This window comes from Pseudoflavitalea sp. G-6-1-2, from assembly GCF_012927185.1.
Lineage (GTDB): Bacteria > Bacteroidota > Bacteroidia > Chitinophagales > Chitinophagaceae > Pseudobacter.
Genome location: NZ_JABBGB010000001.1, coordinates 1,674,429 through 1,686,731, shown reverse-complemented (window position 1 = coordinate 1,686,731; position 12,303 = coordinate 1,674,429). Strand labels below are relative to the sequence as shown.

Genomic DNA, 12,303 nt, shown 5'->3' with positions numbered 1-12,303 from the left:
ATGATCAAGTCGATAATCAGGGATCTTGACAGTAAATTGAAGTGGGACATTTTCTGGGTAGCCATTATCCAGATGTCTAATTATCTCTTCCCTTTCATTACCACCGCTTACCTTATCCGGACTATTGGACTTGACCTGTTTGGAATGACGGAATTCGCCACGCTTTTTGTGCTTTACTTCGTAACATTGACCAATTATGAATTTCATATAACAGGCACACGCTCTCTGGCAAGAATAAGCGACCAGCCTGAAGATATTTCAAAAACAGTCAGCGTTTTGGTAACCACCAAGATATATCTCTTCATTGCATCCACTATTATTTTTGGAGCAGTATGCCTTATATGGCAGGAAAGATTCATGAACCCGCTGATGTATTCTACTTATCTGATTGTGGCGGGCCATTTATTATATCAGCCATATATTTTTCAGGGACTCGGCAAGATAAGAGTACTGGTTTTTCTGAACTTTCTGATTAAGGTAGTGTCAACTGCACTCATTTTTATTTTCGTACGGTCGAAGCAGGATTATGAGCTCATCAACCTCAACTACTCACTCAGCTTTCTTCTCATAGGAATGATCAGCATCATACTGATCAGAAAATATTTCTCTATCCGTTTTATCTGGCAAAGCTTTTCATTAGTAATCAGCTGCCTGAAAGCAGGTGTATATATTTTCCTTACCAACGGCCTCCTGTTTCAGGTGACCATGAACTTATCCGCACTCATGCTGGGCCTGTTTCTTGGCGCTGAGTACCTCGGAAGTTATTCGGCCGCTTTGAAAATCATCATCGCTTTCAGCGTGATATTGCTTTTGCCATTGAAGCAAAGTTTTTTCCCAACTCTCGCAAAAGATTGGATCAGCGATAAAGCTGCCTACCAGAAGAAATTCAGGATATACATTTTCATACTTTTCTGGGCCAATATCATTCTCGCTGCAGGAATATTGTTATTTGCACCATTCATTATTAAAGTGGTGTATGGTGATTATCATGAAAAGATAATTTACATCATGCGAATGATGGCCTTCTATCCTTTGTTAACTGCACTCTCCAGTGCCTATATCAGCGATGGCCTCATTGTTACAGGCAAAGACAGACTGGTTTTTCTGATACAGATAATGGCAGCGGCTATTAATATTCTGTTGCTGCTTATTTTTCTGCCTGTTTACGGACTTACTGCAGCACTTATCGTTAAAATAGTGATTGATTCAATTACGCTTATAACCGGCATGATTTTGTATAATAGGGTAATCAGACAAAATCTGCCTGAAGAACAACGCGGGCAATAACGTTAAAGTTTTCATAAATGGAAGCAGGATCCCAATCCATGCCCACGGCCCCCTTTATTTATTTTGTCTTAGACCGTGACCACAGGGAAAAATAACGATTCCCTCACTGGACAAGTTCTCATATTTGCAACAACATTCAATCAAAACCTGATGCGAAACCAAGCATGGATTAAACCTATCCTGAAGCCATTTGACCTAACGATTCCAATTTTACTTAAGTTCATTTCAGACCTTAATGTTTTACTGACAAAGCTCTCTCCTTTAGCCAGCCTCACTTTTATTGCGGTCAACGCAAAAAGGCTTTTAGTTTCCTGGAAGCCATTTATCACACTGGCGCTGATTATCCCCGCCATTATTATTACACCCTCCTTTGATATATTGAGATTCATGCTTTCGATTTGTATTCTCTGGATATATCTCGATAAACTGAACAATCCAGACAAAGAATTTTCACTGGTTGCAGCAGGCCTGATAATTCTGTATACGATAGCGATGGTTGCCGGAATACTCGTTCCTTCATTTTACGTTGTTATGGATACAGGGGCCATGAGGTATAAATTCATTACCGGCTCCCACAATGCCCTGACACTTACAGCGCTTGCTGCGCTGGTTTTTCTGGTGAATGTTTTTATTTCACTGGAAAACAACAAAAAGCAAAACTGGCTGAAATGGGCATCCTACCTTGCTGTATTAGGCCTGTTCCTCGTTTTCATTTTTATCAGAAGCCGCATTTATCTCGGTCTTTCATTTATGTTCATCCTGCTGATTGCCATCAAAAAGTTCAAAACTTCCCGGCCATTGGCATTCGCTCCGGTTATCTATCTGATTTTCATAACTTCAATTACCCTTTTAGGAAGTAATAAAAGCAACGTTCTCAACAATGACAGAACGCTGACAATGCATACAACCGGTCGCGACAAACTGAATGAAGCCGTACTTCACACCTACAAAGAAAGCAACTGGAGCAACTTCCTCTATCAAAACAATAAAGAAGCCTATCTCAAGAATAAGGCGGCCATTCCTGGTATCAATATGTCTTTGTCCTCTCTCACAGAGAGCTCTTACCTGATATTGTTTCTGGAACTCGGTTTTCTGGGATTATTGGTTTTTTTGTTCATTTTTGCACATTATTTCCTGAGGTTTTTTAAAAGAAAGGAATTCCTCTCATTGTTTTTCATGCTCTTTTTGATGGCAGTATGGCTATTTGAAGAGACGGTATTATTTCCTTTTGGCCTTATGACGCATTTATTTACCCTGGCAACAATCAATCGGCTGGAGATCAGAAATATATGAGAATTGCATTAATCACTAATATTCCCGCACCCTACTGGATAGCAACCTGGAATTATCTTAGCGGACATCTCAAAGATGATTTCACCATATTTTTCTGCAGCTCAATTGAACCTAACAGACAATGGGAGCTTCCTGAAATGAAATTCAAACATGTATTTCTGAAAGAGAAATACAATGTGAAGAAAGATGGAAGTACCGTTGTTCACAATAACAAAGAGATTTGGGGGTTGCTGAAAAAGTACAATCCGGATATTGTTGTCACTGGAGGCTTTAATCCTACCATGCTCTATGGTATCGCTTACACAAAGCTTTTCCGCAAAAAGCATATTGCAATTTCTGATGCATGGGAAAAATCGGAAGAACATCTCGGCAGCATCCATATGCTCATCCGCAAGCTGATCTATGGAAGCAGTCAGGCATTACTCGCCTGCAGCAATAAAGGGAAGGAATACTTCAGGAGGTTCGGAAATGAAAAGAAAATTTTCGTTACTCATTACAGCATCGACCATACGAAGTTCGCCAACAATTACAGCCACCAGCAAAGACTGTACGACCTGTTATTTGCAGGTCAGCTGATTGACCGTAAAAATCCGGAATTCTTTGTACGCGTTGCTCTGGGGGTACAGAAAAAATACCCCTCCCTGCGCATTCTTCTATTGGGAGCTGGTCCTTTGAAAGATCGTATACTGGAAAACCTCAATAACGCCGGCATCAACTATTCGTACCCAGGGCACGCTCAGCAAAGTGAACTGCCGGAATATTACGGCCAGAGCAGGATCTTTCTTTTCCCCACATCATTCGATGCATGGGGCGTAGTAGCGCATGAATCCTTATCAGCAGGTACTCCTGTGATAACCACACCATATGCAGGATGCTCCGACGAACTTGTGATGAACAACATCAATGGCTTTGTTCTTCCGTTGGAAGAAGATAAATGGATAGAAAAATGCCTTGAACTTTTACAAAATGAAAGTCGATGGCAAACGTTCTCCGATAATGCTGTGCAAAGTGCAGCACAGATCAATAGCAAAGAAGCGGCTGAAGCCATTCTGAACGCATTTGAATTTGTAATGAAAAAGAATCGCTAAGTATTGTATGAAGCCGCAAAAAAAGAAGATATTATTTGTTGTGCAACTACCACCGCCTGTTCACGGGGCGGCCTATATGAATAAAGCTATTGTTGACAGCAAAGACGTGAACGAAGCATTCGATTGCCGTATTCTTGAACTCCGCTTTGTAGAAAACCTGGCCGACATCAGTAAACCCAGCTTTAAAAAAGTCTGGGTGATGATTGTAATCTTTTTCAAACTCCTCTCATCACTGATCAGATGGCGACCACAACTGGTTTACTTCACACTCGCTCCACTCGGAGCAGCATTTTACAGAGATGCCATTTACATCGCACTGATCAAATGTTTTGGAGTACGCATCGCATATCACCTGCATGGTGTAGGCATAAAAGAAGGAGCGGAAAAATCAGCTATCAAAAGAAGGGTGGCAAAATTCATTTTCCGTAATTCATCTGTAATATCACTGGCAAAAGTATTGCAGGCCGACATAGAAGCTGTTTATGAAGGTCCGGTTCCATTTATTCAACCAAACAGTATTCCCAATTACAACTTTCCTGAAAAAATGCCTTCCGGAAAACCTGTTTTTCTTTTTCTTTCCAATCTGATAAAAGACAAAGGCATTTATACTTTTCTCGATGCACTGAAAATGCTGCACAGCAGAAATGTTGATTTCAAGGCTCTGATTGTAGGCGCTCCCTTCAATGTAACCATTGAAGACGTACGGCAAAAAATTCAGGAATATAACCTTACAGGTAAGGTAGAAGTACCCGGACCATTATATGGAAACGACAAGCTGCAGATCATTTCAAATGCAGATGTTCTGGTATCACCAACAAAAAACGACACCTATCCATTGGTAATTCTCGAAGCCATGCAGGCCGGAAAAGCGGTAATAGCCAGCAATATCGGAGCAATCAGCGAAATGATCGACGACGGCGAAACAGGATTTGTGATACCTTCCTGCGAAGACGCAGCAGGGTTTGCAGAAAAAATGGAAGTGCTCGCCAATAATGTATCACTCAGCAGAGCAATGGGCGAAAAAGGAAGACAAAAATTCCTGAATCGCTACACCATGAAAACATACGAAGCAAACGAAGTAAGCATACTCAATCAGATATTGAACTAAGTATTAATATTATGTGTGGATTAGCAGGTTTTATCAATTTCCCGGAAGCTGAAAAAATCGTTCGGCAGGCAAACAAGATCCAGCAGCATCGCGGGCCCGACGGTCAACATCAGTGGATCGAAGGCAATATTGCATTCGCACATCAGCGTTTATCGATCATTGATCTCAATGGCCGTGCAGATCAGCCCCTGATCAAAGGCAATCTGGTAATTATCTTCAACGGAGAAATCTACAATTATCAGGAATTGAAAGATCATCTGTTACAACTGGTTCCGGATATTCAATTCAAAACAACCTCAGACACAGAGGTGTTGCTTGAGCTTTACCGATATAAAAAAGAAGAATGCCTCAATATGCTGACCGGCATGTTTTCTTTTGCCATTTTCGATACGGAAACAGGCATACTTTTCATAGCGAGAGACCATCTCGGTATCAAACCGCTTTTTTATACACAGATCGGAAATCAGTTTGCATTTTCATCAGAGCTTAAAACACTGGTAAGACTCCCGGGATTCGATAAAACGATCAACCTAACCAGTCTTGCCGGAGCGATGAATTATCTCTGGGTTCCCGGGTCCATCACCATGTTCGAGCATGCGCATAAACTTCCGCCGGCGCATTGTATGACGATAGATACCAAAAATGAAAAAATATCTCCGGTTATACAGCAATACTGGAAGCTCCCGCAAACAAAAGATGAGCAGCTGAGTGAATCACAACTCATTGAAAAACTCGATGAATGTATGCAGGCAACCATTGCCCGCCACATGATCGCCGATGTTCCGGTAAGCTGCTTTTTGAGTGGTGGCCTCGATTCATCACTTATTTCCGTAATGGCATCAAAGCATATTGAAAAGCTGTCAACCTATACCATTGCTACTACAGATGAAGACAAGAAGGCAGAACAGATGCCCGAAGATGAAATGTACGCACGTAAGCTGGCAAAAGAGTTTTCGTTTGACCATCATGAGATACTGATCAATGCAGATATTGTAGGCGATCTGAAATCGATGGTGTATACTCTTGATGAACCAATCGGTGACCCTGCAGCCATCAATACATGGCTGATCTGCAAAGAAGCAAGATCCAAAGGAGTAAAAGTATTGTTGTCGGGAATGGGTGCCGATGAGATATTCTTCGGGTATCGCCGGCAGAAAGCTACTCTCATAGCAGGCAACTACAGAAAGCTGCCTTCGTTCATCAGAAAAATAATAAGCGGAACCGTTCGCCTCCTCCCCGTTAAGATTGGAAGCAAAGGCGTCAAACTAACAAGATGGGCTAAACGCTTTTTATCTTTTGCAGACCTTCCTGTTGAAGAAAGTTATATGCGCAGTTATTCTTACTACGATCAGTCGGAACTGCAGCAATTGTTTAAATGTGATATTTCGCAGTCTTATACATGGCTCCGGAATCAGCATTCAACTTTTTTCAATCAATTCAGAAAAGGAGAGCTGATCAATCAGATTTGCCATACAGACCTGCATATGTTCATGCAGGGCCTGAATCTCTCTTATACAGACAAGGCGTCCATGGCAGCTTCTGTGGAAGTGCGGGTTCCGTTTATTGACAGGCTGGTGGTGGAAACAGCCATGAACATGCCTGGCAGCATCAAGTACAAGAACAAACAATCGAAATACATATTGAAAAAGGTGGCTGAAAAATATCTTCCTCAGGATATTATTTACCGCCCTAAAGCATCTTTCGGAGCACCTATCCGCAGCTGGATAAGTGGCGATCTTCAACCACTCGTTAACGACCTCCTCTCCCAGTCTTCAGTAAACAAAAGAGGAATTTTCAATTACGATTATATCAGCAAACTGATTGAAAATGACCGGTCTGGAAAAGAGGATAATGCATACAGGCTGTACCAGCTTCTGACCGTGGAATTATGGTTCAGGAACTTCGTTGACCAATGATAGTTTTTTTCATAGTTCTCTGGATTATAATATAAATTGTGCCCTTTAATGCCCCGTTCAGGTTCTCTCTCACATACTGCTGACATCGCAAGCTTCAGGAATTGCAAATCAGGTGAGAAGTAATTCAATTACAACCCCCTATGGATGGCATCCTTGGATAAACGTATCAAAAATGAAACAGGTAATTCAGAATTTCAAGACAGGACAATTATATGTAGATGATGTTCCCGTTCCATCATTGTCGAACAACATGGTATTGGTTCAGAATACTTTTTCATTGATCAGCGCAGGTACGGAGAGAAGCACAGTGAAAGTTGCCAAATCAAATCTCATTGGCAAGGCCAGGCAAAGGCCTGATCTTGTTGCACAGGTTTTGAACAATATCAGAAAAGAAGGGCTTAAAGCCACACTGGAAAAAGTACGCACCAAACTGGATTCATTGAAGGCACTTGGCTACGCCACTGCGGGGCAGGTGATGGCTTCGATGGATAGCAACAGTTATTTCAAACCAGGCGACCGCGTTGCATGTGCCGGCCAGGATTATGCTTCTCATGCAGAAGTAGTTTGCATCCCTCAGAATCTCGTGGTTAAAATCCCCGATAATGTTACAGATGAAGAAGCCAGCTTTACAACGCTTGGCGCCATTGCCTTACAGGGAGTTCGCCAGGCAGAGGTAAAACTCGGAGAAGTGGTTTGTGTGATAGGGCTGGGGCTGCTTGGACAGCTTACCTGTCAGTTGCTGGCTGCCAGTGGCTGCAAAGTAATGGGCATCGATATGTCGGGCCATCTGATAGATCTTGCAGTTCAGCTGGGAGCCGATGCTGCCGTTCATAGAAATGATGCCGATCTGCAGGCACGTATGGATGCATTTACAAATGGACAGGGATTCGACAGCGTTATCATCACAGCAGCTACTCCAACCAACGATCCAATAGTACTTGCAGGAGAAATAACCCGCAAAAAAGGCAAAGTGATCGCTGTTGGAGCCGTAAAGCTCGATGTTCCCCGCGATCCCCATTATTACAGAAAAGAACTTGATCTTCGTCTTTCTACCTCATACGGCCCTGGCCGATACGATGTGAATTATGAAGAGCATGGGAATGATTATCCTTTTGCTTATGTACGCTGGACAGAGCAAAGGAATATGGAAGCATTTCTTCAGATACTTTCTCAACGAAAGATAAATGTGAAGCCTCTTATCACGCACGTATTTGATATTACTGAAGCAGAGTCTGCTTATAAGATCGTAATGGGTGAAGTGAAGGAACCGCATATTGCCATTCTCCTCTCCTATCCCTTAAAAGACCAGAAGGCTTCAACGCTTATTCCGTTGAAATCTGCACCTGCAGCGACCATCAATGTTGGCTTCATCGGGGCTGGAAGCTTTGCACAGAGTTACCTCATTCCGAATGTAAAAAGTGAGGGAGGATCCCTGCAAACGGTGGTAACATCACGTGGCATCACTTCAAAAAATGTTGCGCAGAAATTCGGATTCAACAATGCATCTTCAGACATAGATGATGTTCTGAAAGATCAATCTGTCAATACTGTTTTTATCGCCACACCACATAACCTGCATGCCCCTTACGCACTTGCCGCACTGAAAGCCGGAAAGAGTGTGTTTGTGGAGAAGCCGCTGGCTATGAACGACGAAGAACTGGAATCTTTCAATGAATATTTTTCTGCCAATGGCGGCAACCTGATGGTTGGCTTCAACCGCAGGTTTGCGCCTGTTTCTGTGGAACTGAAGAAAATTTTCAGCAATTCACCGGAACCGCTTGTAATGAACTACCGTATAAATGCAGGCTTTATTCCTAAAGAACACTGGACGCAACATGCAGAAACCGGTGGCGGCCGCATTATCGGTGAAGTGTGTCACTTCATTGACCTCATGCAGTATTTCACTGACTCCATCCCCGTAAAAGTATATGCCAGCTGTATTGGCGCAGACAGTGAAAAAATTATAAATAAAGATAATATTGTCGTAACATTGACGTTTAAGAACGGATCTGTAGGCACCATCACTTATGTGGCCAATGGAGACAAGTTCTTACCAAAAGAAAAACTGGAAATTTTCGGCAATGGAAATGTAGGTATCATTAATGATTTCAGAAGCGGCGAAATCTACAGTGGCAACAAGATGAAAAAGCTCAAGTTAACGGGTAAAGGTCATAGTCAGGAAGTAGCCGCGTTCATGGAAGGATTGAAAACGGGGAAAATGCCAATCAATTTTGAATCGATCTACTATACCACCAAAGCAACTTTCAGGATCATTGACAGCCTTATTACAGGTCTTCCACAAGATATTTAGTATGCATGAACAAATGGTCTAATCTTTATCAGTGGAGTCTACTGATTACAGCTGCGTTGGTTCCCTCCGGCCTTCATCAGCTGGCGATTGTTTCAGTAGCATTCAGCGGAGTTTGCTGGTTGGCTCAAAAACGATTTTCCTCTCTGAGCATACTCAGATCTGAGCCTCAGTTCCTTTTCTCCATTCTGTTTTACCTGTATGTTTGCGCCGGCGCGTTCTTCTCCATCAATCATGGCGATGCATTAAGCTCATTGTCTGTATACCTGCCACTGATACTGTATCCGATATTCATAGGGCATTCAGGTATCATTTCACGCAGCCTGATCCGGAAAGCTGAACTCTTTTTTGCAGTCTCTACCATATTGTCTTTGGTGATAATGATAGCGTATGCAACTGGTGACTATCTTATCACTGGTCAGATAATGATCAGGGATGAAGACAATCAATTCAACAAATTCACCTATTACGGTCTAACGAGAGTATTTGGCCACTATCACCCTACCTATGCTGCCATGTTCGTGAACCACAGCATTGTAATTCTTGTGAGGCTTGCATATGAGTATTATCAACAAAAGGAAAAGCGCAGCACAGCAATCTGTTTACTATCACTGGGCTTTCTCACGGTAGGCTTGATTTTGCTCAACTCAATGATCGGCCTGCTTACTCTATTGCTATTGCTGGTTCATTACTCTTTCACGCTCATGAAAAAGATCGGCTTTAGCATGGTGCTGCGGAGCTCACTCAAAGTATTATTCGTACTGCTGTCGTTTGGTTTTCTGTATTACAATCCGCTCAAGCTCGCAAAACTTGAATCGCTGAGAACAAGAAAGCTCATCATCACCGATAATTTTACAGAAAGAAATCTGCTCACCATCCGGCTTGCAAAATGGGATACTCATCTATCGATTATCAGCCGGTATTTTTGGTTCGGCACTACTGAAGGGGATATTAAGGCAATCAGAAAAGAAGCGTATCTGGAAAAAGGTTTCAATGATCTGGCGCTACATAACTATAATGCGCACAATCAATATCTGGAGGTGTTTGCCAATTTCGGGCTGATTGGATTTTTGATTTTTTCGGCAATGATTGTATCAGCCTATCTTAGAAAAAGATGGATGCACTTCAAGCTGTTTATGTTGATCATAATGGTCGCCTGGCTAACCGAATCGACCCTGGAACTGAGTCAGGGCTTTAACTATTTCATGTTCTTTTTTGCCCTTTACACAGCGCCTCTGCTTTCTGATAACAGTAAGGAAAATGGATAGCAGCAGGATTGGGGCAACTAAGCTTTCCCGAATTTATACTTCATCACCAGTTTAATGAATTTCCAGTTGCCGGTAAGGTAACGCCTGAACATTCGCCTTGGTTCCTGATATACGCGGAACAGCCATTCCAGGCCGGAGCGTTGCATCCAGACGGGCGCTCTTTTTACATATCCGGCTTCCACGTCGAAACTTCCTCCCACTCCCATGGTGAAATTCACATTCTTCAGAATTTCCCTGTTCTGATAAAGGAAATTCTCTTTTATCGGTGATGTGATGGCAACAAAGAGAATATTAGCTTTACTGTCAGCGATCTGACGGGCAATGGCAGCTTCGTCTTCTTTTCTGAAATAACCGTTGCGGTATCCGGCAATAATATCAGCACTGTATTGCTGCGAGTACTTATCAACCAGTTTTTTCAGCACTTCTTCTTTTGCTCCGAAAAAGAAGAGTTTGTAATTTTTCTTATGGGCCAGCTCTACCAGATTCTTCATCAGATCGATCCCGGCCACTCTTTCCTTCAATGGATGCCCAAACAGTTTGGAAGCCCAAACCACAGCCTGCCCATCTGCATTGATCAGATCAGCATTAACTACACTTTCTTTCAACTCGGGATTTTCATGCATGGAAACAATTTTTCCCGCATTCACTACAGTATGATGAATATTTCTTTTGTTTTCAATTGCGGATGAAATGAGAGATAATGTTTCTTCCATTGTCAGATCATCTACAGGAGTGCCGAGTATATTTATTCGATTATGCATACTGGTTAGTTTGTGTAGCTTTCAGATAATGGGTCATGGCAACAAACATCCAGGCTTGTGCCCATCGCATGTAAGGGATCTTAGAGCTGAAACGTTTCCTTTTTTGGTAGTAAAAAAATCCTTTCTTATTGTACATGTTCTGAATAGTCCAGCCAAGTACCTTTTCAATCATCGGCCGGTGCTCTTCAAACCGGTTCAGCTTTGCCATTGTTACCAGAAACTGTGCTGGTGCATGTGCATCAACCGGATAGGTTTGCTGGTTATAATATTTTGAAATGCCTTCCGGTGTAAAAAAATTGGCAGTATAGTAAGCCAGCCCCTTTTCGATGTGGTTATTGAAATCTGTAACACCGGTATACTTCTGAAACGCATAAATGCATTCCAGATTGAAACCAGTATGAAAGCTATCTATCCATGTATGGAAAGGCAATGTACCATATGCCCACGCGCCATTGGGTTGCTGAAAATTGCAGGCAAAACGAACAGCTTTAGTGGCTTCTTCTTTCAACACAGTATTCTGTGTATATGCATAAACTCTGCTCAGCAGTTTTGCACCCAGCAAAGATGCGTTGAACACCTGTGTATGATCGAGTGGAGAATATGAAAATGAGAAATCCCCTTTGGCATCATAAGTTCTGTTGAGATCTTTCAGAACGAAGTCTGCTGATGAAACGGCCACTTCTTTATATTTTTCTTCCTTTGTGAGTTCATACGCATCGAAAAGAGCATCTGCCACAAAAGAAGTAGCAACAACCGTTGGAGTATGTGCAGGTTGAAAAAAAGCCCTGGCCTGCCAGTCGAAATAATAGCCCCAGCAACTGCCTGCATAGCCCTGGCTTTGGAGTGCAATGATCTTATTAGCGAGATAATTGATTTTTTCGAGATATTCCTTCTTACCGTGTAGTTGGTAAAGATGGCAATAACCAGTAAGAAAAAGTGCTAGTCCTTTCGCATTGTGCTGCTTCGCAATCAGGGCAGGTTTTCTGAAATTTACAGGAGAGCGTTTGAAGAACTGAATCCATGCAAGACGGCAATACTTGTTCGAGCGGATCAGGGGAAGTGATTGAAATACCCTGCTGGTTAGACCATCATAGGGATCCCATCCCATGAATTCTTCCTTTTCACAGTATGTTTTAAGGCTTTCAAATACTTCCGGAACATTCATATTTTCAGATTGGAACAGGCGCAAAAATAAACGAAATCCACTATTCAGGCATATCGGAGCGATATTCACTCCAATGGTACCTTAGGAAATAATTATACATTCAGGAGAA

Annotated in this window: 9 protein-coding genes; 7 read left to right on the top strand and 2 right to left on the bottom strand. The window is 42.3% G+C overall.

Annotated features, from left to right (window positions below):
• From HHL16_RS07005 to HHL16_RS06975, 7 genes are all read left to right on the top strand, one after another.
• Positions 1–1,287 (top strand): oligosaccharide flippase family protein, encoded by a 1,287-nt coding sequence (locus HHL16_RS07005; protein WP_169424415.1) that lies wholly within the window; start codon positions 1–3, stop codon positions 1,285–1,287.
• A 387-nt stretch (positions 1,288–1,674) separates the two neighbouring features.
• Positions 1,675–2,580 (top strand): hypothetical protein, encoded by a 906-nt coding sequence (locus HHL16_RS07000; protein ID WP_169424414.1) that lies wholly within the window; start codon positions 1,675–1,677, stop codon positions 2,578–2,580.
• A complete protein-coding gene (locus tag HHL16_RS06995) occupies positions 2,577–3,668 on the top strand; it encodes a glycosyltransferase family 4 protein (protein ID WP_169424413.1) in 1,092 nt (363 codons plus the stop codon). Before HHL16_RS07000 ends, HHL16_RS06995 begins: the two co-directional genes overlap by 4 nt.
• Positions 3,669–3,744: 76 nt before the next feature.
• Positions 3,745–4,776 (top strand): glycosyltransferase family 4 protein, encoded by a 1,032-nt coding sequence (locus HHL16_RS06990; RefSeq protein ID WP_169424412.1) that lies wholly within the window; start codon positions 3,745–3,747, stop codon positions 4,774–4,776.
• A gap of 11 nt (positions 4,777–4,787) precedes the next feature.
• On the top strand, positions 4,788–6,692 hold the full coding sequence (asnB, locus tag HHL16_RS06985; protein WP_169424411.1) for an asparagine synthase (glutamine-hydrolyzing): 1,905 nt from the start codon (positions 4,788–4,790) through the stop codon (positions 6,690–6,692).
• Positions 6,693–6,864: 172 nt separating this feature from the next.
• A complete protein-coding gene (locus HHL16_RS06980; protein ID WP_169424410.1) occupies positions 6,865–9,003 on the top strand; it encodes a bi-domain-containing oxidoreductase in 2,139 nt (712 codons plus the stop codon).
• A 5-nt stretch (positions 9,004–9,008) separates the two neighbouring features.
• Entirely contained in the window at positions 9,009–10,268 is a 1,260-nt protein-coding gene (locus HHL16_RS06975; RefSeq protein ID WP_169424409.1) for an O-antigen ligase family protein, read from the top strand.
• A 17-nt stretch (positions 10,269–10,285) separates the two neighbouring features.
• Here the strand turns inward: HHL16_RS06975 and HHL16_RS06970 are convergent, their stop codons facing one another.
• Together HHL16_RS06970 and HHL16_RS06965 are read right to left on the bottom strand one after the other, a co-directional pair.
• Positions 10,286–11,029 carry a WecB/TagA/CpsF family glycosyltransferase gene (locus HHL16_RS06970; protein WP_169424408.1) on the bottom strand — a complete coding sequence of 248 codons (744 nt, stop codon included), beginning with the start codon at positions 11,027–11,029 and terminating at the stop codon, positions 10,286–10,288.
• Complete coding sequence (locus HHL16_RS06965; protein WP_169424407.1) at positions 11,022–12,194, bottom strand: delta-aminolevulinic acid dehydratase; 1,173 nt, start codon at positions 12,192–12,194, stop codon at positions 11,022–11,024. The genes HHL16_RS06970 and HHL16_RS06965 overlap by 8 nt, the downstream gene beginning before the upstream one ends.
• Positions 12,195–12,303 lie beyond the last annotated feature (109 nt).

Bases quoted from the DNA above. Each gene is read 5' to 3' on its own strand.
- HHL16_RS07005 (WP_169424415.1), top strand. From the start codon at position 1: ATGATCAAGTCGATAATCAGGGATCTTGACAGTAAATTGAAGTGGGAC.
- HHL16_RS07000 (WP_169424414.1), top strand. From the start codon at position 1,675: ATGCTTTCGATTTGTATTCTCTGGATATATCTCGATAAACTGAACAAT.
- HHL16_RS06995 (WP_169424413.1), top strand. From the start codon at position 2,577: ATGAGAATTGCATTAATCACTAATATTCCCGCACCCTACTGGATAGCA.
- HHL16_RS06990 (WP_169424412.1), top strand. From the start codon at position 3,745: ATGAATAAAGCTATTGTTGACAGCAAAGACGTGAACGAAGCATTCGAT.
- asnB (WP_169424411.1), top strand. From the start codon at position 4,788: ATGTGTGGATTAGCAGGTTTTATCAATTTCCCGGAAGCTGAAAAAATC.
- HHL16_RS06980 (WP_169424410.1), top strand. From the start codon at position 6,865: ATGAAACAGGTAATTCAGAATTTCAAGACAGGACAATTATATGTAGAT.
- HHL16_RS06975 (WP_169424409.1), top strand. From the start codon at position 9,009: ATGAACAAATGGTCTAATCTTTATCAGTGGAGTCTACTGATTACAGCT.
- HHL16_RS06970 (WP_169424408.1), bottom strand. From the start codon at position 11,029: ATGCATAATCGAATAAATATACTCGGCACTCCTGTAGATGATCTGACA.
- HHL16_RS06965 (WP_169424407.1), bottom strand. From the start codon at position 12,194: ATGAATGTTCCGGAAGTATTTGAAAGCCTTAAAACATACTGTGAAAAG.